Origin of the sequence: Actinoplanes utahensis, from assembly GCF_016862455.1 — a bacterium.
Classification (GTDB): Bacteria; Actinomycetota; Actinomycetes; order Mycobacteriales; family Micromonosporaceae; genus Actinoplanes; species Actinoplanes utahensis.
In genome coordinates, this window is the sequence record NZ_BOMZ01000018.1 from 1 (window position 1) to 25,794 (window position 25,794).

The 25,794-nt window shown below is 68.8% G+C and carries 28 protein-coding genes and 1 tRNA gene; 10 read left to right on the forward strand and 19 right to left on the reverse strand.

Annotation, left to right across the window (positions count from 1 at the left end; translation table 11 throughout):
* Window positions 1-472: 472 nt before the first annotated feature.
* Window positions 473-5,329 carry a pectinesterase family protein gene (locus Aut01nite_RS44215; RefSeq protein ID WP_201775419.1) on the forward strand — a complete coding sequence of 1,619 codons (4,857 nt, stop codon included), beginning with the start codon at window positions 473-475 and terminating at the stop codon, window positions 5,327-5,329.
* 47 nt (window positions 5,330-5,376) lie between these two features.
* Here Aut01nite_RS44215 and Aut01nite_RS05585 read toward each other — a convergent pair whose 3' ends face one another.
* Together Aut01nite_RS05585 and Aut01nite_RS05590 are read right to left on the reverse strand one after the other, a co-directional pair.
* A complete protein-coding gene (locus tag Aut01nite_RS05585) occupies window positions 5,377-6,060 on the reverse strand; it encodes an aggregation-promoting factor C-terminal-like domain-containing protein (RefSeq protein WP_043522005.1) in 684 nt (227 codons plus the stop codon).
* Between the two features lie 128 nt (window positions 6,061-6,188).
* Window positions 6,189-6,995, reverse strand: a complete 807-nt coding sequence (locus tag Aut01nite_RS05590) for an S-methyl-5'-thioadenosine phosphorylase (protein ID WP_043522004.1) — start codon at window positions 6,993-6,995, stop codon at window positions 6,189-6,191.
* Window positions 6,996-7,117: 122 nt separating this feature from the next.
* On the opposite strand from Aut01nite_RS05590, the gene Aut01nite_RS05595 reads away from it, so the two are divergent.
* Window positions 7,118-7,666 carry a YqgE/AlgH family protein gene (locus Aut01nite_RS05595; RefSeq protein ID WP_173476632.1) on the forward strand — a complete coding sequence of 183 codons (549 nt, stop codon included), beginning with the start codon at window positions 7,118-7,120 and terminating at the stop codon, window positions 7,664-7,666.
* Between the two features lie 90 nt (window positions 7,667-7,756).
* Window positions 7,757-7,829, forward strand: a tRNA-Ala gene (locus Aut01nite_RS05600).
* An 88-nt stretch (window positions 7,830-7,917) separates the two neighbouring features.
* Here Aut01nite_RS05600 and Aut01nite_RS05605 read toward each other — a convergent pair.
* Window positions 7,918-8,337 carry a hypothetical protein gene (locus Aut01nite_RS05605; RefSeq protein WP_043522000.1) on the reverse strand — a complete coding sequence of 140 codons (420 nt, stop codon included), beginning with the start codon at window positions 8,335-8,337 and terminating at the stop codon, window positions 7,918-7,920.
* Between the two features lie 265 nt (window positions 8,338-8,602).
* Between Aut01nite_RS05605 and Aut01nite_RS05610 the strand changes: the two genes are divergently transcribed.
* Complete coding sequence (locus tag Aut01nite_RS05610) at window positions 8,603-8,830, forward strand: DNA-binding protein (RefSeq protein ID WP_239124594.1); 228 nt, start codon at window positions 8,603-8,605, stop codon at window positions 8,828-8,830.
* 267 nt (window positions 8,831-9,097) lie between these two features.
* Here Aut01nite_RS05610 and Aut01nite_RS44585 read toward each other — a convergent pair whose 3' ends face one another.
* From Aut01nite_RS44585 to Aut01nite_RS05630, 4 genes are read right to left on the reverse strand one after another with little or no spacing between them, the layout of a single operon-like run.
* Complete coding sequence (locus Aut01nite_RS44585) at window positions 9,098-10,033, reverse strand: DUF397 domain-containing protein (RefSeq protein ID WP_307837465.1); 936 nt, start codon at window positions 10,031-10,033, stop codon at window positions 9,098-9,100.
* On the reverse strand, window positions 10,026-10,217 hold the full coding sequence (locus Aut01nite_RS05620; RefSeq protein WP_043521998.1) for a hypothetical protein: 192 nt from the start codon (window positions 10,215-10,217) through the stop codon (window positions 10,026-10,028). Before Aut01nite_RS05620 ends, Aut01nite_RS44585 begins: the two co-directional genes overlap by 8 nt.
* A 20-nt stretch (window positions 10,218-10,237) precedes the next feature.
* Entirely contained in the window at window positions 10,238-10,537 is a 300-nt protein-coding gene (locus Aut01nite_RS05625) for a hypothetical protein (protein WP_043521997.1), read from the reverse strand.
* A complete protein-coding gene (locus Aut01nite_RS05630; protein WP_161790574.1) occupies window positions 10,534-10,707 on the reverse strand; it encodes a hypothetical protein in 174 nt (57 codons plus the stop codon). The genes Aut01nite_RS05625 and Aut01nite_RS05630 overlap by 4 nt, the downstream gene beginning before the upstream one ends.
* A 247-nt stretch (window positions 10,708-10,954) precedes the next feature.
* On the opposite strand from Aut01nite_RS05630, the gene Aut01nite_RS05635 reads away from it, so the two are divergent.
* The 4 genes from Aut01nite_RS05635 (at window position 10,955) to Aut01nite_RS05650 (ending at window position 13,194) form a co-directional block, all read left to right on the forward strand.
* The gene (locus tag Aut01nite_RS05635) at window positions 10,955-11,158 is read left to right on the forward strand and encodes a hypothetical protein (RefSeq protein ID WP_043521995.1); all 204 of its coding nucleotides are present in this window, start codon (window positions 10,955-10,957) and stop codon (window positions 11,156-11,158) included.
* Window positions 11,158-11,676 (forward strand): DUF6879 family protein, encoded by a 519-nt coding sequence (locus Aut01nite_RS05640; protein WP_043521994.1) that lies wholly within the window; start codon window positions 11,158-11,160, stop codon window positions 11,674-11,676. The genes Aut01nite_RS05635 and Aut01nite_RS05640 overlap by 1 nt, the downstream gene beginning before the upstream one ends.
* A complete protein-coding gene (locus tag Aut01nite_RS05645) occupies window positions 11,657-12,511 on the forward strand; it encodes a helix-turn-helix domain-containing protein (protein ID WP_043521991.1) in 855 nt (284 codons plus the stop codon). The genes Aut01nite_RS05640 and Aut01nite_RS05645 overlap by 20 nt, the downstream gene beginning before the upstream one ends.
* 239 nt (window positions 12,512-12,750) lie before the next feature.
* Complete coding sequence (locus tag Aut01nite_RS05650; RefSeq protein WP_043521989.1) at window positions 12,751-13,194, forward strand: hypothetical protein; 444 nt, start codon at window positions 12,751-12,753, stop codon at window positions 13,192-13,194.
* Window positions 13,195-13,496: 302 nt separating this feature from the next.
* Here the strand turns inward: Aut01nite_RS05650 and Aut01nite_RS05655 are convergent, their stop codons facing one another.
* Window positions 13,497-13,619, reverse strand: a complete 123-nt coding sequence (locus tag Aut01nite_RS05655; RefSeq protein ID WP_043521987.1) for a hypothetical protein — start codon at window positions 13,617-13,619, stop codon at window positions 13,497-13,499.
* 227 nt (window positions 13,620-13,846) lie between these two features.
* Here Aut01nite_RS05655 and Aut01nite_RS05660 point away from each other — a divergent pair, with 227 nt between their 5' ends.
* Together Aut01nite_RS05660 and Aut01nite_RS05665 are read left to right on the forward strand one after the other, a co-directional pair.
* Window positions 13,847-14,524: a DUF433 domain-containing protein gene (locus tag Aut01nite_RS05660; protein WP_052163130.1), complete on the forward strand. Its 678-nt coding sequence runs from the start codon at window positions 13,847-13,849 to the stop codon at window positions 14,522-14,524.
* Entirely contained in the window at window positions 14,521-14,961 is a 441-nt protein-coding gene (locus Aut01nite_RS05665) for a PIN-like domain-containing protein (RefSeq protein WP_043521985.1), read from the forward strand. The genes Aut01nite_RS05660 and Aut01nite_RS05665 overlap by 4 nt, the downstream gene beginning before the upstream one ends.
* Before the next feature lie 31 nt (window positions 14,962-14,992).
* Here the strand turns inward: Aut01nite_RS05665 and Aut01nite_RS05670 are convergent, their stop codons facing one another.
* The 11 genes from Aut01nite_RS05670 to Aut01nite_RS05720 all read right to left on the reverse strand — a co-directional run bounded on the left by Aut01nite_RS05670 (window position 14,993) and on the right by Aut01nite_RS05720 (window position 25,731).
* Entirely contained in the window at window positions 14,993-15,886 is an 894-nt protein-coding gene (locus Aut01nite_RS05670; protein WP_063958707.1) for a helix-turn-helix domain-containing protein, read from the reverse strand.
* Between the two features lie 252 nt (window positions 15,887-16,138).
* Window positions 16,139-16,531, reverse strand: a complete 393-nt coding sequence (locus tag Aut01nite_RS05675; protein ID WP_043521981.1) for a response regulator — start codon at window positions 16,529-16,531, stop codon at window positions 16,139-16,141.
* 179 nt (window positions 16,532-16,710) lie between these two features.
* Complete coding sequence (locus Aut01nite_RS05680; RefSeq protein WP_043521980.1) at window positions 16,711-17,289, reverse strand: type 4a pilus biogenesis protein PilO; 579 nt, start codon at window positions 17,287-17,289, stop codon at window positions 16,711-16,713.
* Window positions 17,289-17,975, reverse strand: a complete 687-nt coding sequence (locus tag Aut01nite_RS05685) for a PilN domain-containing protein (protein ID WP_043521978.1) — start codon at window positions 17,973-17,975, stop codon at window positions 17,289-17,291. Before Aut01nite_RS05685 ends, Aut01nite_RS05680 begins: the two co-directional genes overlap by 1 nt.
* Entirely contained in the window at window positions 17,975-18,997 is a 1,023-nt protein-coding gene (gene pilM, locus Aut01nite_RS05690; protein ID WP_043521977.1) for a type IV pilus assembly protein PilM, read from the reverse strand. The genes Aut01nite_RS05685 and pilM overlap by 1 nt, the downstream gene beginning before the upstream one ends.
* Before the next feature lie 74 nt (window positions 18,998-19,071).
* Window positions 19,072-19,854 (reverse strand): prepilin peptidase, encoded by a 783-nt coding sequence (locus Aut01nite_RS05695; RefSeq protein ID WP_043521975.1) that lies wholly within the window; start codon window positions 19,852-19,854, stop codon window positions 19,072-19,074.
* Window positions 19,855-19,929: 75 nt separating this feature from the next.
* Entirely contained in the window at window positions 19,930-20,418 is a 489-nt protein-coding gene (locus Aut01nite_RS05700) for a type II secretion system protein (RefSeq protein ID WP_043521973.1), read from the reverse strand.
* Window positions 20,419-20,545: 127 nt separating this feature from the next.
* Entirely contained in the window at window positions 20,546-21,775 is a 1,230-nt protein-coding gene (locus tag Aut01nite_RS05705; protein WP_043521971.1) for a type II secretion system F family protein, read from the reverse strand.
* Window positions 21,776-21,779: 4 nt separating this feature from the next.
* The gene (locus Aut01nite_RS05710) at window positions 21,780-22,901 is read right to left on the reverse strand and encodes a type IV pilus twitching motility protein PilT (protein ID WP_043521969.1); all 1,122 of its coding nucleotides are present in this window, start codon (window positions 22,899-22,901) and stop codon (window positions 21,780-21,782) included.
* 109 nt (window positions 22,902-23,010) lie between these two features.
* On the reverse strand, window positions 23,011-24,678 hold the full coding sequence (locus tag Aut01nite_RS05715) for a GspE/PulE family protein (RefSeq protein ID WP_043521968.1): 1,668 nt from the start codon (window positions 24,676-24,678) through the stop codon (window positions 23,011-23,013).
* Between the two features lie 78 nt (window positions 24,679-24,756).
* Entirely contained in the window at window positions 24,757-25,731 is a 975-nt protein-coding gene (locus Aut01nite_RS05720; RefSeq protein ID WP_043521967.1) for a GlxA family transcriptional regulator, read from the reverse strand.
* Between the last annotated feature and the right edge of the window lie 63 nt (window positions 25,732-25,794).

The following is a 25,794-nucleotide window of genomic DNA, read 5'->3' on the forward strand; positions in this document are numbered from 1 at the left end:
CGTGGTCGTCTCGCGGGCAGTGGCCGGCTGCTGCGGTCGCGGTTCTCGTGGCCGCGTCCGGTTCTCTGTGATTGTGTTTCGATAATCATCGATTCGCGGGTTGCCGCCATCTCATGGCCGTGCGCGCCCACCTCGCTCTGTTGACGAGGTTCCTCTCGGTGGCCGCTGGTGCGGTTGTTTCTCTCTGGTGCGGCTGCGAGTTCTGTGAATGCTGAGGCGGCCGTCAAGGGGTGGCCCGCGATGGGATTGTCGGGTCGGTCAGGGATTCGTTAAGTTCATTGGCTGATCTTTTCGGTGGGGGTCGATCGTCCTTTCGGGCAGGGCTGCCAGCTGGGGTTTCAGCGGAGTGCAATGCCGCGAATGCATGGAGTGACTATTGCTGTGAGTTGCGGCATTTTGGCGATTCGGGCCTTTCTTTGCGGCGCTGAAATAGGGATTCTTTGGGTACTCCAGGCTTACCTAAGGAATCCACGTGCGTAGACTTCCGCGTATCCGGACCATCACCGCGATGACCGCGCTCAGCGTGCTCGTCAGCGGGACGTCCGTCGCAGCGGCGACCGACACCGCCGCGCCGAACCCGGTGCGCAACCTCGCGACCAGTGCGGACAAGAGTCGCGTGAAGCTCGACTGGTCGTCGAACTCGGAGAAGGACCTGGCCGGCTACCTGGTCTACCGGGCCGCGGCTGCCGACGGCGAGTTCGTCAGGCTGACCAGCTCGCCCTTCACCAGTTCCGAGTTCAGCGACTATGCGGCGCCCGCCGGCGTGGTCTCGTACTACCGGGTCACCGCGATCGACAAGACCGGGAACGAGTCGGCGTCGGCCGGCGCGAGCGGCACCCGCAAGGACACCGTCGCGCCGAGCGCGCCGAAGGGCCTGACGGCCACCGGGTCCGCCGCCGCGGTCACCCTGGAGTGGGCCGACGGCTCCGAGCCGGACCTCGCGGGGTACGTGGTGTCCCGCGCGACCAGCTCCGGCGGCACCTACAAGCCGCTCACCGCCACCCCGGTCGACGCCTCGGAGTTCACCGACACGACCGCCCCGGCCGGTTCGGTGTCCTACTACCGGGTCAGCGCGGTGGACCGCAGCGGCAACACCTCGGTGGTGGCCGGCGTGAGCGCGCTCCGGCCGGACACCGCCGCGCCGGCCACTCCGCGCTCGCTGAAGGCCACCGTCAGCAGCGGCAAGATCAAGCTGAAGTGGTCGTCGAACTCGGAGAAGGACCTGGCCGGCTACCTGGTCTACCGGGCCACCGCCGCGGACGGCTCCTACGCGCGGCTCACCGCGAACCCGGTCGACGACACCGAGTTCACCGACGGCACCGCCCCCGCCGGGCTGCCCGTCCTCTACCGGGTGATCGCGGTCGACGCGAGTGGCAACGAGTCGGGCCCGGCCACGGTCAGCGCCACCCGCCCGGACACCGTTGCTCCCGCCGCGCCGTCCGGCCTCACCGTCACCGCCGGAGCCGGGGCCGTCGTCCTGGACTGGGCCGGCAACACCGAGACCGACCTGGCCGGCTACCTGGTCTCGCGGTCCACCAAGTCCGGCAGCGGGTTCAAGGCGCTCACCGGCGGCCCGATCACGGCCTCCGAGTTCGCCGACACCACCGCCGAGCCCGGGGTCGTCCACTATTACCGGGTCACCGCCGTCGACACCAGCGGCAACGTCTCGGGTGTCGCGGCGGCCAGCGCCACCCTGCCGGACGTCGCCGCGCCCGCAGCGATCACCGGGCTGAAGGTCAGCGCCGACAGCTCCAAGATCAAGCTGGACTGGTCGTCGAACTCCGAGTCCGACCTCGCCGGTTACCTGATCTACCGGTCGGCCACGGCTGACGGCGTCTACACGCTGCTCACCCCGGCGCCGCGGACCGGCTCCGACTACAGCGACAGCACCGCGATCCCCGGCCTGCCGACGTACTACCGGATCACCGCGGTGGACGAGACCGGCAACGAGTCGGCCTCGGTGAGCGTCTCCGGCACCCGGCTCGACAAGGTGGCTCCGGCCGCCCCCACCGCGCTCGCCGCCACCGGCACCGCCGCCGGAGTCACCCTGGACTGGGCCGACAACGGCGAGGCCGACCTGGCCGGCTACCGCGTCTACCGGGGTGGCACGCTGCTGACCGGCGCCCCGATCACCGGCTCCGTGTTCACCGACACCACCGGGCCGACCGGCTCGGCGGTCACCTACAAGGTGGTCGCGGTCGACCTGAGCGGCAACGCGTCCGGCTCGGCGACGGTCACCGCCACCCGGCCCGACGTGACCCCGCCCGCCGCCCCGGAGGGTCTGGCGGCCGCTGCCGGCGACGCCCGGGTGGTGCTGACCTGGACCGCGAACGGCGAGTCCGACCTGGCCGGCTACCGGATCCACCGGGACGGCGTGACGGTCGTGACGGTCACCGGGACGACCTGGACCGACACCGCGGTCACCAACGGGACGACGTACGCCTACACGATCAGCGCCGTCGACTCCACCGGCAACGAGTCCCCGGTCTCCGGTGAGGCGCGTGCCGTGCCGGCCGACGTGACCGCGCCCGCAGCCCCGGCCGGCCTGGTCGCGGCCGGCTCGGCCACCGGCGTCACCCTCGACTGGGCCGACCAGGCCGAGACCGACCTGACCGGTTACCTGGTCTACCGGGCCGGGGCCGCGGACGGCGAATACGTTCGGCTCACCCCCGAGGCGGTGACCGTCTCGGCGTACATCGACGCGGCGGCGCCCGCGGACGCCGTCTCCTACTACCGGGTCACCGCGGTGGACCGGGCCGGCAACGAGTCGCCGCTGTCGGGTACGGCGTACGCCGCCCCGCGTGATGTCACCGCACCCGCCGCACCCTCCGCGCTGACCGCGACCGGCACCGCCGCCGGGGTCACCCTGGACTGGGCCGACCAGGCCGAGGCCGACCTCGCCGGGTACGTGGTGCACCGGGACGGCGTCGCACTGACCCCCGCCCCGATCACCGTCTCCGGCTTCGAGGACACCACCGCCGTCGCCGGGGTCACCTACGCCTACACCGTCGCCGCGGTCGACACCTCCGGCAACCCCTCGGCCACGGCGACCGCCTCGGCCGCCCGGATGACCACGCACGACCCGGTCGAGGGCGCCGACGTGACAGTCGCCCAGGACGGCACCGGTGACCACCGCACGGTCGCGGCGGCGCTCGCGGCCGCCCCGGCGGGCGCGACCACGCCGTACGTCATCGCGATCCGGCCCGGCACCTACCGTGAGGTGATCACGGTGGACAAGCCGAACGTGACCCTGGTCGGCGCGACCGGCGTGGCCTCCGACGTGGTGATCAGCTACGGCAACGCGGCCGGCACGGCGAAGCCGGACGGCACCGCCTACGGCACCTCGGGCAGCGCCACCGCCCTGATCAAGGCGAACAACGTCACCGTCCGGAACCTGACGATCGAGAACTCCTACGCCGAGACCGGCACCGGCTCCGAGCAGGCGGTCGCCCTCAAGACCACCGGTGACCGGCTGGTCTTCACCAACGTGCGGCTGCTCGGCGACCAGGACACCCTCTACGTGGACTCGCCGAAGGCCGGCGCGCTGGCCCGGTCGTACTTCGTCGACTCCTACATCGAGGGCGACGTCGACTTCGTCTTCGGCCGCGGCACCGCGGTCTTCGACCGCAGCACCCTCAAGGCCGCCACCCGCGGCAGCACGTCCAACAACGGGTACGTCACGGCCGCCAGCACCGACAAGAGCCTGCCGTACGGCTACCTGATCACCGACAGCGTGATCGAGAGCGACGCCCCGGCCGGCACCTTCCACCTGGGCCGCCCGTGGCAGCCGAGCGGGGACGCCAACGCCGTGGCCCAGGTGGTCATCCGGGACACCGTGCTCCCGGCCGCGATCAAGGCCGCGCCCTGGACCGACATGAGCACCACGTTCTCGTGGCGGAACGCGCGATTCGCCGAGTACGGCAACTCCGGCGCCGGCGCGGCGGTCAACTCCGACCGGCCGCAGCTCACCCTGGCGCAGGCAGCCCAGTACACCAAGTGGAACTACCTGGCCGGCTCGGACAACTGGAACCCGACCGGTGAGGCCGCGCCGCCGCCGCCCGCGGACACCACCGCCCCCGCCGCGCCGACCGGCCTGGCCGCGACCGCCGGGGACACCGCGGTGACGCTGTCCTGGGCCGCGAGCACCGAGAGCGACCTGGCCGGATACCTCGTCCAGCGGGACGGGGTGGCGCTCACCACCAGCCCGGTCACCGGCACGGGTTACACCGACCGGACCGCCGTCAACGGCACCACCTACACGTACTCGATCACCGCGGTCGACACGTCCGGCAACGAGTCCACGGTGTCGCCGACGGTCCAGGCCACCCCGGTCGGCGTCGTCCTGCCCCGGTACGACCACCTGGTCGCGGCCGACGGCACCGGCACCCACACCACGATCGCCGCGGCGGTCGCGGCGGCCGCCGCCGGAACCGCCGCCAAGCCCACCGTCATCGTGGTCAAGGCCGGCGTCTACCGCGAACTGGTCAGCGTCACGAAGAACCACGTGCAGATCGTCGGCGCCACCGGCAACGCCGCCGACGTCGTGATCACCTACGACAACGCGGCGAAGACGGTCGTCAACGGCGTGGCACTCGGCACCGGCAACAGCCAGACCATGCTGGTCCGGGGTAACAACGTGACGGTGAAGAACGTGACCGTGGAGAACGCGTTCGTCGAGACCGGCGCCTCCTCGGAGCAGGCGGTCGCCCTCAAGACCACCGGTGACCGGCTCGTCTTCGACAACGTGCGGCTGCTCGGCAACCAGGACACCCTGCTCGCCGACAGCGGCAACGCCTCCACGGTGGCCCGGTCGTACTTCGTGAACTCCTACATCGAGGGTGACGTCGACTTCATCTTCGGGCGCGGCACCGCGGTCTTCGAGAAGTGCACCATCCACGCGCTGAACCGCGGAAGCTCCAGCAACAACGGCTACATCACCGCGGCCAGCACGTCCGATCAGAACCGGTACGGCTTCCTGATCACCGACAGCACGATCACCAGCAACGCCCCCGCCCAGACCTTCCACCTGGGCCGGCCCTGGCGCGGCTGGACCGACGGGACGCAGGTGCAGAACGGGGTCACCCACAACTCCCGCGGCCAGGTGACCATCCGGAACACCTCGCTGCCGGCGGCGGTCAAGGCGACGGCGCCGTGGACCGACATGTCCCCGAACCTGTGGACCGACGGCCGGTTCTCCGAGTACGGCAACACCGGCGCCGGCACCGCCGTCAACGACCGGCGGCCGCAGCTCACCGACGAGCAAGCGGCCGAGTACACCGCCGAGAAGTACCTGGCCGGCGCAGACGGCTGGAACCCCACCGGCCGCTGACCCCGCGGATCCGGACGTCCCGGGCTCACCACGAGCCCGGGACGTTCTCAGTAGGAACCGACGTCCTGGAAGTGATTCCAGGCGCCGCACGGGGAGTCGTAGCGGCCCTTGATGTAGCCGAGGCCCCAGGTGATCTGGGTGGCGGGGCTGATCTCCCAATCGTCGCCGGCCGAGGACATCTTGCGGCCCGGAAGGGCCTGCGGGATGCCGTAGGCGCCGGACGACTTGTTCTCGGCCTTGTAGTTCCAGCCGCTCTCGTGATCCCAGAGCTCGTTCAGGCAGGAGAACTCGCTGAACGGGAAACCAGACTTGATCATCAGGGCGCAGCCGATCTCGCGGCTGCCGCTGAAGGACTGGCAGGCGGCCGGGATCGTGCCGGTGTAGGGGACCGGGCCGGTGCGCGCCGCCTTCTCCGCCGCGGCCTTGCGCTCCGCGGTGTCCTTCTTCTGCGCGGCGTCCAGCGAACGGGCGTGCGCGGCGTCGGTCCGGGTCAGGGCCGCGGCCTTCTGCTCGGCGGTCTGCTGCGACACGGCGCGGGCGGCCCGGTCGGCGACGTGCTTGGCCTTCCGGGCGACGGTGAGCTGCTGGGCGACGATCCGGGCACGCACGGCGTCGTCGGCCGCGCGGTCCCGGTCGGCGTGCCGCCCGGCCAGTTGAACGCCGCCGGCCAGGCCGGCCAACAGCAGCGCCACCGACGCGGTCCGGGCGCCCACGCTACGAAGTCGATTCACCGGTGATCCCTTCAACGACCATGGATCTTCCCCGGCGACGGGGGCGGTGTCCACCGGCGTTCTGCGCCCCGAAGGTGACGGCCGTCATGAACCGGGAGATCACGGGCGTTTTCGGTACGGCGTACCGCTCAGGGAAGCTCGAAAGGCAGTTTGATGCCCGTCAGGGCGTCGGGGCAGGGACAGGTGCGCTCGGCCGGAAGCTTCGCGACCGCGTCGAGGAGCACGTCCCGCAGGCGGGCCGTGTTGCCGGAGAAGACCGAGAAGACCTCCTTCTGGGTGACGCCGTGATCACCCTCGACGCCCGCGTCCAGATCGGTCACCAGAGCGATCGCCGTGTAACAGAGCGCCAGCTCCCGGGCCAGCACCGCCTCCGGGTGACCGGTCATGTTCACGATCGTGCCGCCGATCGAGGCGAACCAGCGGGACTCGGCACGGGTGGAGAACCGCGGCCCCTCCACGACGACCATGGTGCCGCCGTCCACCGCGTTCACCCGGGCGGCGGAATCCAGCACCGTCGCCCGGCCCGCCGGACAGTAGGGATCGGCGAACGACACGTGCACCGCGCCCGAGTCGTAGAACGTCTGCTCCCGCCCGCTGGTGCGATCGATCAGCTGATCCGGGACCACGAACGTGCCCGGACCCAGCTCCGGGCGCAGGCCACCGACCGCGCACGGCGCGACGATCTGCCGCACACCCAGCGAACGCAGCGCCCACAGATTGGCCCGATAGGGAATCCGATGCGGCGGAAAGCGGTGGTCACGGCCGTGCCGCGGCAGGAACGCCACCCGGCGCCCGCCCACCTCGGCCACCGTCACCGGGTCCGACGGCGGGCCGTAAGGAGTGTCGACCACATGCTCGGTGGCATCGTCGAGGAGCGCGTAGAGCCCCGATCCGCCGATGACGCCGATCTCTGCTGCCGTAGGTGGCGGGTTCATGCACAGACCTTATCGGGGGGCGGAAACCCAAGCTAATGTGCTGAGCATGGCTACGTCGACTGGACGGCGGTAATCACGTGTTCGGTGAGCAGCAGCGGATCGGAGGCCGGTCGGTGGAGTCGATGACCGGTCAGCTGCTCGTCGCCACGCCCACTCTCAAGGACCCCAACTTCGACCGTACGGTCGTGCTGCTGGTGGCCCACGAGACGGGCGGCGCACTCGGTGTCGTGCTCAACCGCGCGACCGAGGTTCCGGTCGCCGAGGTCCTCGGCAACTGGGGCGAGCTGGCCGGCGACCCCGCGGTCCTCTTCGAGGGCGGCCCGGTGCAGCCGGAGTCGGCCATCTGCCTGGCCCGCACCAGACCCGACGTGAAGAAGCGGCTCTCCGGCTTCCACCCGGTCAGCGGCGCGCTCGGCACCCTCGACCTGTCCGCCGACCCGGAGCGCCTGCGCGAGAGCGTCACCGGCATCCGCGTGTTCGCCGGCTATTCCGGCTGGTCCGCCGGCCAGCTGGAGGACGAGATCGAGGCCGGCTCCTGGTTCGTGTTCGACGCCCTCCCCGGCGACCCGTTCGTGGAGCGCCCGGACGACCTGTGGGCCATGGTGCTGCGTCGGCAGGGCGACATCCTGGCGGCCGTCGCCCACTTCCCCCCGGACGTCTCCCTCAACTGAGGGGGGTCCTTCGACGGCCCCCGCTGGGGTGTGTAATATTTCCAGCGTGCCCGGGGGAAACACCGGGGACGCAGCAAGAACGCAGTGCAAGGGGCTGTGGCGCAGCTGGTAGCGCACCACACTGGCAGTGTGGGGGTCAGGGGTTCGAGTCCCCTCAGCTCCACCCTTGAGAATTATGTAGCGATACAGTTCAGGCCCGGTCTTCCGACCGGGCCTGATTCGTTATAGGGGACTGGTAGGGGAACCGGGTCTCAGTTGAGGTTCGGATCCACCGGCGGCAGAGGCGGTTCGTCCGTCCCCCGGATCGTCAAGCAGTCCACGTACCCATCGGCGTACCCCTCGCGATACGCCGCCAGCCGGGTGCCGGGGTCCGGCGCGTCGGTGCAGTAGGTCGGGACGGTGCAGCGTCCTACCGCCGCGCTGCGGCGCTTGATGACCTGGGTCCGTTCGCCGGCGATTTCAGCGGGCCGATCGCTGCGGTGTTCCGCGCGGGCCACGACGACGACTACTCGGGCGCCGTTGCGGCCGAGGAAGAGGTCGACGTCGTTCCAGTCCCCAAAAATCGCGCAGAGCTTGTATCCGCGGCCGACCACGTAAGACATGCACTCCTGGGCGTAGAGGCCGTCACGCTCGATGGTGGGCGGGATGAAGATGACTGCTTGGTCGCGCATGGTTCTCCCCGAAAGCCTGTCCCGGGCTCTCCATCCCAGGACTTGCAGGGCTCTTGCTAGATCCTATTCTGCACTCTCTGCAATATCATCATCGCGTCCCGTGCATATAACCCTCATGATTGATTCGTATCAACCGATCGGTCGAGAGTCATCTCGTACACTTGATCGAGTAAGTTTGAACTGATATTGCACTGTGCAAGGGGCCAAGTGGGCACTGCGCTAGTGCACAGTGCCCAAGTGGCCAGGGTCCATGTGGACCCTGGGCGTGCGCATAGCGTCAGACACCATGCGCACGGGACGGCTCATGGGGGCGGCTGAGATCGCTCGCCGCCTTGGCATGGGCCGCACCCGCGCCAAGGTCTACATGAACCGTCCAGACTGGCCCGACCCTCTCGATGAGCTGGAGATGGGACGGATCTACTGGGCCGCCGACATCGAGGTGTGGATCGCCCAGCACCGCCCCGACCTGCTGCCCGACGCTGAGGACGGATAGGTCGGCGGCCGGGCCGCCCATCTGGACCCGGCCGCCGACCTGGCGAACGACTACCTGTCGTGCTCCTCGCCTGTCCACCGCTTGGCCTGGTGGTGGCTGAACGCCGCTCCTCGGCCGCGCTCACCGCGGCTATCAGCGTCATCACGGCAGCATGACCGTCGTACTGGCTACCGGGGGACAGCGCATATGCGGTCGCGCTGATCAACCCCGGTCACGCAGGCCACGCTGCCCAGAACCATCCACAGCCGCCAGATGGACGCCATGGTCTCAGCCCTGCCGGTCGAACTCGCCGTCCTTCGCGCCGGCCAGGAACGCGTCCCACTCCGCCGACGTGAAGATCAGAACGCCGCCGGCTGGGTTCTTCGAGTCGCGTACCGCGATGCCCTCCCCGGCGTTCGCCGCCTCCACGCAGTGGCCGGCCGCGCCGGACCGGCTGCTCTTCTGCCACTTCGCGCCGTTCAGGTCGAGCGTCATGCCCTTGCTCTCGACGATCATGCCGTGCTCCTTCTCTTCGCCCGGCCGGGCCGAATCCCGGCCGGTGGCTTGTTCCATCAGCCGCATGTCGGCGTGGGGCGGATAGAAGTCCACCCCAAGGACTCGTTCGAGCCCGCCGAGGATGGCCCTGATCCGGACGAGTTTCTGATCATCCGTCATCTCGGTGTCGACCACGGCCGACCGGATCAAGGCCAAGCCGAGCTGTCCGCTGTAGGAGGGCGGCACGTTCCCGATCACCCATCGACGGAATCTTGCCTCCCAGCGGTCGGCTTCTACTGGATCAACGGTCACGGAACTGTCCTTTCCGGGTATGGGCGCCTTTCCGGGTATGGGCGACCTCGGCAGTACCTCCATCGCACGCGCCACCCGGATCACCGCCGCAAACTCCAGCAGGCCCGCGTCATGCGTCAGCGGCAGCTCGACGATCACGTCGCCCTCGCATGTCACCCGCCACTCGTCGACGGCCCGATACCCGGACTCACCGGGAAAACCGACAGTGATGGAGATGCTGGGCCTCGACCCGCCGGGCGCCATCGCGACCAAGAAGATGTCGCCCGCGTCGGATTCAAACTCCGGCACCCGCCAGTCGGGGATGAGGTCAGCGAGCTGTCGAAGGAACCGATCCGGTGCGGTACCGGCGGGAAGCGGGTAGCCCGGAGACTCGACGACCTGCCGTAGCGTCCACGGGGCGTTGCGCCCTTCACCCACGGGGATCATCTCCGGCCTGGGCCGGGTGGTACAGCATGTAGAACGCGCTCGTGCCCTGGCCGTCGTCCAGGTCTGCCGCGAGTTCGAGCCGGCACGTGCGTACGCGGCGGGTGTGGCCGGGGCCGGCGCCGCTGTCGATCCACACATCGACCCAGCCGTCGCACGGCAGCTCCCGTGGGCCCACCGTTGGGATCGGCCAGGGACTCACGACGCCACGACCCCGGACGTGGCCGGGCCGTGAGTGCCCCGGCAGGTCTTGCACAGCGGCCGGATGGCGTCCCTCGGCGGCACACCAGGCGCCGGCTCGTACAGGTGGAGTCCGTAGTCGATGGCCTCGACAACAACGTGCGGGGTGTCATCGAGGTTTCCGCACAAGCACCAGCGGAAGCTCGGATAGTCGGCGATGGCCTTCAAGGTCGGCAAGGTCGCCTTGTTGCCATCGCCCGCATCGGGGCAGTGCGGCGCGTGCAGGACGACGCCGGGCGGGAAGTCGCGCGGTTTCATGCGCGCTTTGTCCGCTGGCCAGCAGGGTCGGGAATCGCAGCTCCCTGATCCAGAATCCGGCGAACGGCTGCGTCGTGTTCGGCGGCTTGCTCCCGCTCTGCGTCGCGCCAGGCGTGAGCGGCTTCAACGCCTTCGCGCCAGCGCAGGTGGTGATCGTGCTCAGCCAGCATCGGGGGTCTCCCTGCCCGTGATGAGGAGAGTCAGGCTGCGGGCCGGGTCATTCCACGTCTCGGCCCGCCACGTTCAGGCGCGGCGGCGGGCGTCCAGTTTGCGATTCCGGGGCCCGCCGTCGCTGATCGGACGCTACGGAGCCAACAAGATCAACTACCAGCAGTTTGCAGAAGTTTGCAGATTGACCAAGGGGATTCGGTCCGCAACTATGGGTCACGGAGCACGCGGAACGAACAAAGGAGCACCATGAAACTCCAGTTCATCGCCAAGGACCCGAACTCCGAACCCTCCGGCTCGCCCACCCTCTACCGCACCGACCGTGACTCCTGGGTGGTACAGGGCTGGGTCGTCACCGACCCCGACGCCCTGGCCGCCATGAACATCCCCAAAGGCGAATCCTGCGTCGAAATCCCCGACCGGCTCATCCCCTTCTTCCAGCACCAGCCGTGATGCAGTCCGCCACCTACGACGACCTCAACAACCTCTGCCGCGGCATTCGACACTCCTTCGTACACCTGGAGACCCGCGACGCCTACGGCACCGAGGTGGAACTGCCGCACATGGCGAAGTGGGCCCGCGGCGAGACCGACGACTACGCCTGGCTCGGCTGGTGGCTGGAGATGCTGCGCGGCCACCGGGCCGCCGGCCGAACCTGCCGCCGCGCCCGCATCGTGTCCGAGCCGCTGAGCGCATACCAGCGGTGGACCCGCAGCCACGTCCAGATGTTCACCGACGCCGGTGAAGACATCCGGTACGTCAGCCGTTCACGGCTCGTAGACGTCCTGCTGCCCGGCTCGGGCGACTTCTACGTGTTCGACAACGAGAAAGCCCTGTTTCTGCACTACGCGGGTACCGGGCTGAATGCTGCGTTCGAGATCACCGACGACCCCCGGATCGTTCAAACTTGCGTGACAGCATTCGAGAACGTCTGGGGCCTGACGAAACCCGATGAGCACCGACCCGAGTAGCTCCGTCCACCAGTCGCGCAAGGAACTCGGCGCGCGCCTGCGGGTCATGAGGAAGGCGGCCGGCCTCACGCTGAAGGAGCTGGCCGCCTCCACCTCAATGCACTTCACCCGGGCGAGCCGAATCGAGAACGGCGGCCAACCGCCGACCGAGCGAAACCTCATCGACTGGTGCACGGCGTGCGGCGCCGAGGACCAGCTACCCGACCTGCTGGCCACAGCCCAATCGATCGAATCCGCCTACCTGGAATGGTCGCGGCAGGCCCGCGCAGGTTTGCGGCGTCTGGGCGATCTCCACTCCATCGCCACCTACCAGGCCACCACGACGTTCCGAATCCACGAGCCGCTTGTCATGCCGGGAATTTTCCAGACCGAGGCCTATATCCGGGCCATGCTCCGGTGGTGGTACGACTTCCTCGACTCGCCAGACGACTCCGACGAGACCGTCGCGATGAAGGCCGACCGCACCGCCGTAGCGCTCACGCCGGCGAAACGGATCGTGGCCGTCCTCGGTGAGCAGGTGATCCATACTCGGCGGGGAACGCTGGAGGAGCACGCCGCCCAGCTGCGCCACCTGCTCGACATGATGCGGCTGCCGTTCGTGTCGGTCGGGATCATCCCGGCAGACGCTCAGAGGTTCGCGATCGCCAGCGTGGGATTCTGGATCTTCGACCAGAATGCGGTTGCTCTGGAGACACCCACCGCGGGCATCAAGGTCACACGGCCGCAGGAGATCGGGCGGTACGTGGCGATGTTCGAGAGGCTGCGTGCCGAGGCGGTGTACGGGCAGGAGGCTCGCCAACTGGTCGCCGCGGTCATAGCGAAATGCGAGGGGTAGCCCGAACGGATCGAGATCCACGACATTCGTCCGTCAACACTGGCTGCACCGGGCCGCCAGCATTCTGCTCTTGCATGGCCGTCGCACCCTAGGTCACGGCACACCGCCACCCCAATGCCGCCCGGGAGCCGAACGTGTCCTACCCGCCACCCTCGTATCCCCAGACGCCGTATCCGCCCGTCGGCTCGCCACCGCCGGCACCGCGGTCCCGGTTGTGGCTGTGGATCGGGCTGGCCGCCATGGCCGTCGTGACAGCGGGCGTCGCGGTGTTCCTGATGCTCGGCGACCGAGAGCCGTCCCGCGCCGAGCAGGCCGCCGCGGTCGTGCTCGAGCCGACCGTCACCACCCCGGTTGCGCCGACCGCGACCGACCCGGCGCCGGTTGCGACGCCGCCGCTGTCGGCGGTGAAGCTGACCCCGAAGATTCTCAGCAAGAAGTGCTACGGCTCGGCTGGCTGCAACCTCGAGGTCGAGATCGATCTGGGGTGGGAAGGCGCACGAGTGCCGACCGGGTCGGTGTGGCGGGTGACGTACGAGATGAGCGGGGTCGAGGACGGGCCGGTGATCGGCAACTTCGAGATCACCGACTCGCGTTACGACATCAAGACGGAGCTGGTGCAGACCACGTCGTCGAAGGCGAAGATCGTGATCAAGGCGACGGCCATCGAGCTGATGTCGTCCTGACCCCGGACACGACGAAGCGCCCCGCCCCGTGGTTGTCCACAGGGCGGGGCACGATGTCGTACGGGCCGTCTACGGTCGCCAGATGGATGACGACCTGCAGGGGCGGTAGGGGAAACCGTAGGGGAATCCAGCGGGGAAGGTTTAGAAAGGATTGGGAAGATCAAGCGTGTATCAGCAGGTCAGGCGGCATGACGACCTGCCAACCAGGAGCGGTAATGGGGTTCGAGTCCCCTCAGCTCCACCCTTGCAAAACGCCCGGGCTTCGGTCCGGGCGTTTTCGTTTGTGCCGGATCCGTGTCAGATCACTGCTCGGCCTGCTTCCGAGCCTCGATGATCAACGTGTCCAGGGCGCCGGCGATGGCTTGATCACGTTCCCGGTCGGCGTGCTGATAGATCAGGGCTGCCCGAGTGCAGGAGTGGCCCATCCAGCCATCAGATCGCGGAGTGTGGCACCGTTCTGTGCCGACCAGGTGCTCCCGGTGTGCCGTAGGTCCATCTCCGGTGAGATGCCGGCACGCTTCAGGGCGGCCTTCCTGGACAAGTTGACGCGTGCGGCCGCAGTCCAGCACGCGCCGCGCCCGTGGAGATCTCTGACCGCATGACGCCTGAACGACGGAGCGCGCCGCCGAGACCGTGATGCGAGGATGGTCGCGTGGCTAGCGTCCTGGACCGAGAGATGTACACAGAAGCCCTGGCTGCGAGGCTGCTCGGGGTTCCGCAGTCAACGCTGCACTACTGGCTCGAAGGCGGAACCCGTCGCGGCAAGTCCTACAAGCCGATCATCAGGCAGGAACCACTGGGTCGTCGCGTGGTCACCTGGGCAGAGTTCGTCGAGGCCGGCTGGCTCAGCGCTTACCGCAACCTCAACGTCCAGATGACCGAGCTGCGGAAGTTCATCGACGAGCTACGCGAGCGGTTCGGCGTCCCGTACCCGCTGGCTGATCGCCGACCGCTCGTTTCCGGCCGCAACCTGGTCTATGACGCTCAGACGTCGGCCAAGCTGGGCGTCGAGTTCTATCTCGTGTCGGTCATCAATGATCAGACGATGCTGACTCCGCCGGGCGAGGCGTTCGTCCAGCGAGTCGAATGGGATGGCGACGTGCCGGTTGCCTACCGGCCGGACCACAATCCGTTGTCACCTGTTCGCATAGACCCGGACGTGCGCTTCGGTAAGCCGTCGATCAAGGGCATCAGCACCGAAGTGATCTGGGAGCAGAGCGATGTCGGCGAGGATGTCGAGACGATCGCCGAAATCTACCGGCTTGATGTCGCTGACGTGAGGTGGGCGCTGGCGTACGAGAACGCGCAGAGCGCCCAAAAGGCAGCGTGAGCCGGGTCAAGCCGGCCGAGGTCAGCTTCTACCTGGATGCCGATCTCCTCGGTCTCGCCCACGTACTGGCTGCGCTTCGCCCGGATGTGACGTTTCCGGGCGATCCAGGAATAGTGATCCACAAGCGGGAGCGCCCGCCGTGTCCGGTTCTCACCCCAGCCGCGAAGGACACTGAATGGATCCCTGTCGCGGCACAGAACCGGTGGCTGATCATCACCCGTGATCGGCGCATCCAGGAGCACCGAGGGGAGATCATCGCCGTCCGCGAGAGCGGCGCACGGATGGTTGCCCTCTCGGGGCCCGATGCTCGCGGTACGTTCGAACAGCTCGAGATCGTCATGATTCAGTGGCGCGCCATCACGCAACTACTGACGAAGCCCGGGCCGTTCATCTACACGGCAACGAGGACCAGCCTGAGAGCGGTCAGCCTCGACTAGAAGCGGGGTGGACCGGGGCGACACCTATGCTTTACTCCGAGGCGGCGGACTGGCGGGAGCCGAGTTGCCAGGCGAAGCGGTACTGGTTGGTGAGGGCGGGGCGGGTGGTGCTCCAGTCGTAGTAGCGCATGCCGCCGGCGACGCGGGAGACGATGCGGGTCGGCAGGGCGCGGTCGCCGCCCCAGGTCACCTCGTGGGCGGTCAGCCGGACGCCGAGGCGCTCCGGGAAGCCGATCGAGACGGACAGGTGCTCGGTGGGCCAGCGGATCTCGCGCTCGAACCAGTCGCCCCATTTCGTGCAGGGCACTCGGTACCGGGTCTCGATCATGGCGGACTCGCCGGGGTAGAGCGGCGTGAGCATGCCGTGCGGTTCGAAGCGGACATGCAGTTTCTTGTACGCGTCTCGGTCGCGGACCAGGTCCCAGCGGGTCGGCTCGCCGTTGAAGGCGGCGCGGAAGTCGAGCTCGTCCAGGGTGACCGGGTTGTCCCGGTAGAAGAGCCGGGAGCGGCGCGGGTCGGCCGGATAGACGTCGACCTCGATGTGCACCGGGAACCGGGTCACCGGCTGCTGCGAGCTGTTGTGGATCTCTCGCTGGATGGCGATCAGATAGAAGCCGCTGTCGTTGCGGGACAGCTCGGCCCGTTCGTGATGGACCACCAGGCCCGGTGAGATGCCGGGCAGGGACCGGCGGTCGGCGGGAACCGCGGCCGCCGGGTCGTCGGCGGTGCCGAGGAACGCGGAGACCAGTGTGCCCTCGGCGTGCAGGACCGTGTCGGCCCGGACGGCGAACTCGTAGGTCGGGCGATGGCGGCCGCTCTCCATGTGACTGACATAGGACGGGTCGAAGCCGATCAGCCGGGCCAGTTGTTTCTTGTTGAGGCCGTGCGCCTCGCGAAGGCGGGTCAGCGTCTCAGGAAACGTCATCCGGGTCACCTCAAAGCGGGGCCTCAAGTATCCAGGGACCACCGTCGATGACGCAAAGTAAGATTCCCGTCACTCAGGGGAGTGAGGCTGCGGCTGCGGAAGAGCGCACGGGTGATGGGTGGCCCGCGCCGCTACGGGGGGAACGGCGCGGACCGTGCGTAACGATATCGATGGTTTCGGGGGAATGCGAGAGGTTGGCGCGGATACATAGGAATCGCACAGCGATCCGCTGTGTCCCGGCGGCGGTACGGATCAGGAGCGCCCGCCCGGCTTCCGCTGCCCGATGACCTCCTGAAGCCTGGCGACCACGGCCTTCGGGGTGAGCGGCTTGGTGACGTAACCGTCGGCGCCCGCCTCCAGGCCGGCGTCGACGTCGTAGGCGTGGCCGTTGCCGGAGACCATCAGGATCGCCATGTCACGGATCTCCGGGTTCGTCCGGGCCAGCTGGCACAGCTCCATGCCGTTCATGGCCGGCATCCGCACGTCGGTGATCATCCCGATCGGCTTCGCGACGGTGAGGATGCGGGCGGCGGTGTTGCCGTCCTTGGCGCCGAGCGCCCGGTAGCCGGCCGCCTCCAGCGAGACGGTGAGCATGTCACGCACGTCGTTGTCGTCGTCAGCGATCAGGATCAGGTTCTGGTTCATGGGGGTTCCCTTCTCGTGGACGTCCTGACGATCGGCGGGGACGGCGGGGCCATCAGTGCCGTCCGGTTGCTGTCCGGTTGCGCTGGAGAACCGAGAAGCCCCCGCTCCGAACGGAGCAGGGGCTTTCGGGGTACGGGTCACGAGCCGAGGGGTACGGGTCACGAGCCGAGGGGTACGGGTCACGAGCCGACGGTCATGGTCTCGGTCGAGGTGATGAAGGCGGTGAGGGACAGCGACAGGTCCCAGCCGGCGTCGCCGGTGGCGAGCCGCGCGTTCTCGATCAGGACGGCCCGGGGCTGCACGGTCTGCAGGTGTTTCAGGAAGCGGGTGATGTTCTCGACCTTGCCCTCGACGTTCAGGGTCATCGGCAGTTCGGTGACGGTCGGCACGGTCTCGGAGACCTGCGGCGCCGAGGCGCCGTACCCGCTGACCTCGACCTGGTACGTGGCGCCGAGGGTCTGCAGCTGCTTGAGGAACTCCGGGATCTTGTTGGTCGTCGTCCCGTACGGCAGAGCCTTCTGCGCACTGACCAGGGCGGCCTTGTAGGAGGCCACCTTCTTCTGGTCCGCCTTGAGCTCAGCCAGCTTCTTGCGTTCGGTGGCCAGTTGGACCTCGGTGTCGGCGATGTCCGAGTTGACGGTGTCGCGGGCGGTGTGCTGCGGCTTGATCACCATGAACCAGCCGCCCAGCACGAACACGATCACCAGGGCCAGGCCGCCGAAGAGCCAGAGCTGGTCGATCCGGCGTGCGTTCCTCATCACTTGCCTCCGCTCGGGCAGCTCTTGGCGAAGCGCCCGCAGAGCGCCTTGTCGGTGATCGTGACGGAGAGGGTGAACGAGACGCCGTCGGCCTCGGTGGTCACGCTCGTCACGAACGGGTTCGCGAGGTCCTCCAGTTCGCCCAGCTCGTTGACGAAGTCCGCGACGACCTTCTTGTTCTCGGCGGAACCGGTGAGGGTCAGCTCGCCGATCTTGCTGGTGTCGGTGGTCTCGGCGCCCGTCTCGATGAGCGAGGCGCTCATCTCGGAGAGGGACACCCTGGTGTCGGTGGCGCGGTCGCCGAGCAGGTTGATCAGGTTGGTCCAGGAGAGGTCCTTGGCGAGGACCGAGGTCAGCTCGGCGCTCAGCGCCTCGTCGCCGTCCTGGTACTGGACCAGCGCCTTCAGCTCCTTGGTCTTCTGCGCGGCGCGGATGTCGGTGAGCGTCGCGAACGTCTCGTTGTACGTCTCCTCGGCGTCCTGCTTGGCGACCGTCGCCTGCCAGTACCAGGCGCCGAGCGCGCCCAGCGTGGCGACCAGCAGGAACACGATCAACGAGCGGGTCCGCACGGCCCGCCGGCCGTCCCGGATCTCCGGGGGCAGCAGGTCGGCGCGGATGGTGAGGATCCGGGCCGCCTGTTGCGGCGACACCGAGGGATCCACGGGCATCAGGGCGGTGGTGGTCATCAGGCCGCTCCGAGGGTGAGGCCGATCGACACCGCGGCCGATGGCACGAAACTGTCGAAACCGCGTTCCCGGGCCTTGCGGGTGTCGCGGAGACGGGCGGCGCTGTCGGCGTACATCACCGCGACGCCGAGCTGCTCCTGCAGGTGCTCGGCGAGGCCGGGCATGAGAGCGCTGCCGCCGCACAGCGAGATCCGGGTGACCTGCTTCTGCCGCTCGCCGGAGGCCAGGTAGGTGAACGAGCTGCGCAGCTCGCTGGCGAGCGGGCGGACCGCGTCGACCAGGGCCGCCACGGTGTCCGGGTTGCCGTCGCCGTGCAGGCCGTACCGGCACTTCAGCGCCTCGGCCTCGATGGCCGGCAGGCCCAGCCGGGTGGCGATGTTCTCGGTGATCTCGGTGCCGCCGCGGGGCAGGGTACGCACGAACAGCGGCTCGCCGTCCGCGTGCACCACCACGCTGGTGATGTTGGCGCCGATGTCGACGATCGCCTCGACCTGGGCGTCCAGCCGGGAGGCGGCACGCAGCATGGCGAACGAGGCGAGGTCGACGCCGGAGACCTTGAGGCCGGCCTTCTCGACGGCCTGAACCAGGGTGAGGACCGCTTCCTTGGGCATGGCGATCAGCAGGCCGCGGACGGTCGGGCTGTCACCGGGCTGCTCGAGCGGGTAGAAGTCCAGCAGCGAGCGTTCGACCGCGAGCGGGAGCTGCTCCTTGACCTGGAACGGCAGGGCCTGGCGCATCTGGCTGGCCGGCAGGTTGGCGATCGACGTCTCGCGGACCACCAGCTGCGGGTTGGTGACCGCCAGGCGGACCCGCTTGGTGCCGAACTTGCTGGCCGTCCAGAGCTGCTTGAGGGCGGCGGTGACGGCGCCCGGGTGCTGCACCACGCCGGCGACCACGGTGCCCGCCTCGAGCGGGAACTGGCCGAAGTTGATCAGTGTGTAGTCGTCCTTGTTGCGCCGGACCTCGACCGCCCGGATGGAGGACGAGCCGATGTCGAGCCCGATCGGCGGTGAGCCAGCCATCGGTTTCCTTCCTCTACGAGTGTGCCCGCGCAGGCGGGATCCGCCTGTTCTTGATCGGTAGTTGACGTCGGCGCTTAAGTGGCGGGAAGTAGCAAGTTGGTGTACCAGTCGGCGAGCGGCGCGGCGGCGAAGACCGCCAGGAAGGCGCCGGCCAGCATGTACGGGCCGAACGGAATCCGGCTCTTGCGGCTCGCCGGCTTCGACGCCAGGAGAGCGCCGCCGACCAGACCGCCGAGCAGGAATCCGGCGAAGGCGCCGACCGCGACCGCGCTCCAGCCGAGCCAGCCGAGGTAGAAGCCGAGCAGCGGGGCCAGCTTCACGTCTCCGCCGCCCATGCCCCAGACGGCGAGCACCCGGTAGAGCACGTAGAGGACGACGGCGGCGGTCAGGCCGCGGAGCAGGTCGGCCGGGTCGCCGGCGGTCAGCGAGACCGGGACGAGCAGGGCGGCCGCGACGCCGTACGAGGGAAGCACGATCTTGTCGGGAAGCCGCATCACGTCCAGGTCGATCATCGCCAGGGCGATCGCGATCGCGGCCAGGTAGAGGTAGGCCGGCAGTTCCCAGGACCAGCCGAAGCGGGCCGCGACGGCCGCGAAGAGGATCGCGGTGCCGGCCTCGACCAACGGGTAGCGGGCGCTGATCCGGGTGCCGCAGTCGGCGCACCGGCCGCGCAGCATCAGCCAGCCGAGCACCGGCACGTTGTGCCGGGCCCGGACCGGGTTGCCGCACTCCGGGCAGTGCGAACCGGGTGCGACCAGCGACTCGTCGCGGGGCACCCGGTGGATCACGACGTTCAGGAAGGAGCCGATGGCGAGCCCGAGGAGGGCCACGATGCCGATCAGCAGGGCTTCGGGCACGGTGGGCTCCTCCTCGGGTTCGTCAGGGGATGGGTTCGGGTGGCGCCGGGAGCGGCGCCACCCGAGAGCCGTATGTCAGACCGCGCAGTTGTCGACCTTCACACCGGCCGCGGCCTCCTTGACCGAGCCGCCGGCCTTGCTGTCGTACAGGTAGACCTTGCCGCTGCCACCGGAGTTGGTCGCGCAGATCTTGTAGGTGCCGAGGTCCGCGCCGGTGCCGGGAACGTAGGTGAGCTCGGTCTTGTCGGACAGGGTGATCACCTTGGCGTCCGCGGCGGTCGACATCTTCAGCGACGGCTTGTTGCCGTCCGCGTTGTCCTCGGTCAGCTTGGTGGTCGGGTACTTGTTGCCGTTCTCGGTGTAGAACTGCTCGATGGCGCTGATGGCGCCGCGCACGTCCGACTGAGCCGACTTGTCGGCAGCACCCTGCCGGTAGTTCAGGTACACCGGCACAGCGATCGCGACCAGGACGCCGATGATGACGACCACGACCAGAAGCTCGATCAGGGTGAAGCCCTCGTCGTTCTTCTTGCCGGCGCGGAGTCGGGCGATGATGTCCTGCATACGCATTCGGGTTGCCTCCATGGGCATAGGGGTGGTGCGGGGATGGGTGACCGGGCTCGGGCGCCCGGGTGGTGCTACGGCCGTCGGGAGTCGGCCGGGAAGGGTGGCGGTGCGTCGTCGCGGACCGTCAGCCCTGGATGTTCTGGTAGATCGTGAACATCGGCAGGTAAAGGCAGATGACCATGCCGCCGACCACGGTGCCCATGACGAGCACCATGATGGGTTCGATCGAGGCGGTCAGTGACTCGGCGGCTTCGTCGACCTCCCGGTCGTAGAAGTCGGCAACCTTGTCGAGCATCTGACTGATCTGACCGCTTTCCTCGCCCACTTCGATCATCTGAGTGACCATCGCGGGGAAGATCGGGTGGTTACGGAGTGCCGAGGACATCGGGTTGCCGTCCCGGACCGTCGCCTGGACGTCCTTCATGGCGGCGTTGATGACCTCGTTGCCGGTGGTCTCGCCGACCACGGAGAGCGCCTGCATGACCGGAACGCCGACGTTCAGGAGCAGGCCGAGGTTGCGGGAGAACCGGCTCATGGCGAGCTTGCGGAGCAGCGGACCGAAGACCGGCAGACCGATCTTGATCTTGTCGACCCGGAGCCGGAACTGCTCACTGACGCGTATCTGCCGTTTGTAGAGCACGCTGACGGTGACGCTGACGCCGATCACCAGCGGCCCGATCCAGCCCATGTTGTGGCTGGTGGTGACCAGGAACTGGGTGATCGCCGGCAGTTCGCCGCCGAGACTTTTGAACATCGCCTCGAAGATCGGGACGATGTAGATCAGGACACCGGCGATCATGACGAAGGTGAAGCCCAGCACGATCGCCGGATAGGTGAGCGCGCCCTTGATCTTGCCGCGGAGCGCGGTGTCCTTCTCCAGGCTCTCGGAGATCTGCTCCAGGGCCTGGTCGATCATGCCGCCGGTCTCACCGGCCCGGATCATGGCGATCATCAGGCGCGGGAAGACCCGGTCGTGCTTGGCCATCGACGCCGAGAGCCCGCCACCGCCGGCCACGTCGGTGCGCACCTCGGCGATCGCCTTCTTCAGCGGCGCCGAGGAGGTCTGCTCCTCCAGGATCGACAGCGACCGCAGCAGCGACATGCCGGAAGCGGTCATCGTGGCGAACTGCCGTGCGAAGACGGCCAGGTCCTTCAGCTTGACACGGTTCCCCAGCCCGGGGATCTTGATGTCGCGCTGGAGGCCCTGCCCGGACTCGATGACGCCGAGCGGCACCGAGCCCTGGGTCCGCAGCATGTGGGTGGCGGCGGCCTCGTTGGGGGCCTCGATGGTCCCCTTGGTCTTCTTGCCCGTGGCGTCGAGCGCCTCGTAGTGGAAGGTCTTGGTGGTGGCCATCGGATCACACCCGGCCAACGAGGCGCTTGAGTTCCTCGGCCGAGTGGCAGATCTCCAGCGCGGTCGCCATGTCGACCTTGCCGTCCCGGATCTTCTCGGCCAGGTGCTGGTCGAAGGCGAGCATGCCCTCGCTGCCGCCGGCCTGCATGAAGGACGGGATCTGGTGGGTCTTGCCCTCCCGGATGAGGCTGCGGATCGCCGGGGTGCAGGTGAGGATCTCGCAGATCACCGCACGCCCCTTTCCGTCGGCTGTCGGAGCCAGCGCCTGCGTGATCACGCCCTGCAGGCTGGCGGCCAGCTGGGCGCGGATCTGCAGCTGCTGGTGCGGCGGGAAGATGTCGATGACCCGGTCGATGGTCTGGGTGGCGCTCTGCGTGTGCAGGGTCGCCATCACCAGGTGACCGGTCTCGGCCGCGGTCAGCGCCGTGGCCGTGGTCTCCAGGTCCCGCAGCTCGCCGACCAGGATGATGTCCGGGTCCTGCCGCAGCGCGTGCTTGAGCGCCGTGGCGAAGGTCCCGGTGTCCGAGCCGACCTCACGCTGGTTCACCACGCAGCGCTTGTGCGGGTGGAGGAACTCGATCGGGTCCTCGATGGTGATGATGTGGTCGGCGCGGCTGCGGTTGGCCAGGTCGAGCAGGGACGCGAGGGTGGTGGTCTTGCCGGAGCCGGTCGGGCCGGTCACCAGCACCAGACCACGCGGCAGGTGGGCGAAACGGGACACCGACTCCGGCATGCCCAGCTCGTCCAGCGGCTTGATCTTGTGCGGGATCGACCGGAAGACCGCCCCGCACGAGGTGCGCTGCCGGTAGAGGTTCCCGCGGAACCGGGAGACGCCGACGATGCTGTGCGCGAAGTCCATCTCCTGCTCGACGAGGAACGTCTCCCACTGCGCGGGGGTGACGGCCGCGCGGGCCAGCAGCTCGGTGTCGGAGGTGTTCAGCTTGCCGTAACCGGGCACCGGCCGCAGCGCGCCGTGCACCCGCATCATCGGCGGGGAGCCGACCGTCAGGTGCAGGTCGGAGCCGCCCGACTCGACCAGGGTCACCAGCAGCTGGTCGAGCACGTCCAGATCGTCCGCGGTACCGGCGGAGCCCGCCTCGCGTACGTCGTGCTGGAGCGTGTCCATCTGCTCTCCCCGGCTTTTCGGTGTGTTTCTCTCCGACGCTTGTTGATTCGGCATCGCGGGGAACGGATTTAGTAGCGGAACCGGTGCGCTGGTAGCCGTACCGGTGCAGTCACACCGCGATCCGGGAGACCTCCCGCAGCGAGGTGAGCCCGCCGACGGCTTTGACCAGGCCGTCGGTGCGCAGGTCGTACATCCCCTGGGCGAGGGCGACCTCGCGGATCTCACCGGCCGAGGCCCGTTTGATCGTCAGCGTCTCGATCTCCGGGCTCACCGGCATCACCTCGTGCACCGCGATCCGGCCCTTGTAACCGGTGTTCGCGCAGTTACGGCAGCCCACCGGCTTGTAGAGCACGTCCGGGAAGGGCAGGTCCTGCAGCGGCCAGTTGGCGCCGAGGATCTCCTCCTCGGTCGGGTGGTACGGCTCCTTGCACCAGTCGCAGATCCGCCTGGCCAGCCGCTGGGCGAGCACGCAGTCCAGCGACGAGCCGACCAGGAACGGCTCGATGCCCATCTCGGTGAGACGGGTGACCGCGCCGGGGGCGTCGTTGGTGTGCAGCGTGGAGAGCAGGAGGTGGCCGGTGAGGGCGGCCTCGACGGCGATCTGCGCGGTGTTGCCGTCCCGGATCTCACCGATCAGGACCACATCCGGGTCGGTACGCAGAATCGCCGGCAGAACCGCCGCGAAGGTGAGCCCGGCCTTCGCGTTGACCTGCACCTGGTTGATGCCGCGCAGCCGGTACTCGACCGGGTCCTCGACCGTGATCACGTTGACCTCCGGCCGACTGATCTTGCCGAGGGTGGCGTACAGCGTGGTCGACTTGCCGGAACCGGTCGGGCCGGTCACCAGCACCATCCCGTGCGGCTTGCTGAACGAGGCGCTGAACCGCTGCAGGTTGTGCTCGGTGAAGCCGAGTTTGGCCAGGTCGAGGTCGATGCCGCCGGTGTCCAGGACGCGGAGCACGATCTTCTCGCCCCAGACCGTGGGCAGGGTGGCGGTACGCAGGTCGACCGTACGGTCCCGGATCATGGCGGTGATCCGGCCGTTCTGCGGGATCCGCTTCTCGGTGATGTCGACCCCGGACATGATCTTGATGCGGGAGATCAGCGCCGCCATCACGCCGCGCGGGACCAGGTCCACCTCGTGCAGCACGCCGTCGATCCGGTACCGGACCCGCATGTCGTCCTCGGTCGGCTCCAGGTGCAGGTCGGAGGCGCGGTTCATGACCGCCTGCTCGATCAGGCTGTTCACGTACCGCACGATCGGGGCGTCGTCGGCGCTGGTGGCCTGCGCCGACATGCCGGCCTGGTCGGCGCCCGACTCGTCGGCCAGGTCGGCCAGGTCGGCGCCCTCGCGCTGGAGCCGTTCGATGATCCGGCGGACCTCGCCGCGGGCCACCACCACCGGCCGGATGGTCATGCCGGTGGCCGCGCGCACGTCGTCCAGCGCCACCACGTCGGCCGGGTCGGTCACCCCGACCACCAGCTCGTCGCCGTTGATGGCCAGGCCGAGGACCCGGTGCCGGAGCACGACCGGCAGCGGGATCCGTTTCAGGGCGGTCGGATCGGGGGTGAACCCGACCAGGTCCAGGGTGTTGAACCCGAACGCGGCCGCGGCCGCCTGGGTGAGCTGCTCCTCGGTGACGACCTGGTCGTTGATCAGGACAGCGCGGATCGATCGGCCACTGCGCTGGGCCTCCGCGGCCGCCCGGTCGACCGCGTCAGCGTCCACGCCGATCTGCTTGAGGGCGTCGAGCAGCGGGCGGAAGGTCTGGTCCATGGAATCCTCGGCCGGGGGCGGAAAAGAGATCTCAGTGATCCATCGGACGAATCCGCCCCGATCTGAGCCAGGGGAAGATCAATGGCGGAAGGTGCGGCGGTACGCCGTAGGCGCCACCCCGATGGTCGCGTGCATGTGCTGGCGCAGGGCGGTCGCGCTGCCCAGCCCCGCCCGCCGGGCCACCGCCTCCACCGCCAGGTCGGTCGACTCGAGCAGGATCCGGGCGTGCTCGACGCGCTGGCGCAGCAGCCACTGCCGAGGGCTGAGCCCGGTCTCGTCCCGGAAGTGCCTGGTGAACGTCCGCACGCTCATCCGGGCGTGCCCGGCCATCTCCTCCAGGGTGACCGGCTCGGCCAGCCGGTCGAGCACCCACGCCCGGGTCGGCTCGGTGCCCGCGCCGTCGGCGGCCGGCACCGGCCGCTCGATGTACTGCGCCTGGCCGCCGTCCCGCCACGGTGGGACCACGCAGCGCCGGGCCGTCCGGTTGGCGACCGCCGCACCGTGGTCGGAGCGCACGATGTGCAGGCAGAGATCGACCCCGGCGCCGACCCCGGCCGAGGTGAGGATGTCGCCGTCGTCCACGAAGAGCACGTCGAAATCCCATTTGACCTGGGGATAGAGGCCACCGATGACGGGTGCCCAGGCCCAGTGGGTGGCAGCCGGCCGCCCGTCCAGCAGCCCGGCCGCGGCCAGCACCGACGCCCCGGTGCAGATGGAGACGATCCGGGCGCCCCGTGCGGCGGCGGCCACCAGCGCGTCCCGCACCTCGCCGGGCAGGGTGCCGTCGGTGACCGGGCCGCCCTGGTGGATCCCCGGAACGATCACCGTGTCCGCCCGGCCGAGCTCGGACAGGTCGTGGTCGGGGGTCAGGGTGAAACCGGACTCGGCGTGGACCGGGCCGGTCCCGCAGACCTTGACCCGGTAGAGCCGCTGCCCGCTCTCGTCCCGCGCCGAGAGGAACACCTGCGTGGGGGTGCCGAGATCGAACGGGACGAGACCGTCCAGGACGAGGATCGCGATCCGATGCTTCTCCATGGCCCGATTCTTGCGCATGATGGCCTCCCGGCCACTCGCTCGCGGTCCCCGCACGCACCAGGATCAGAAGGTGTGAGACGC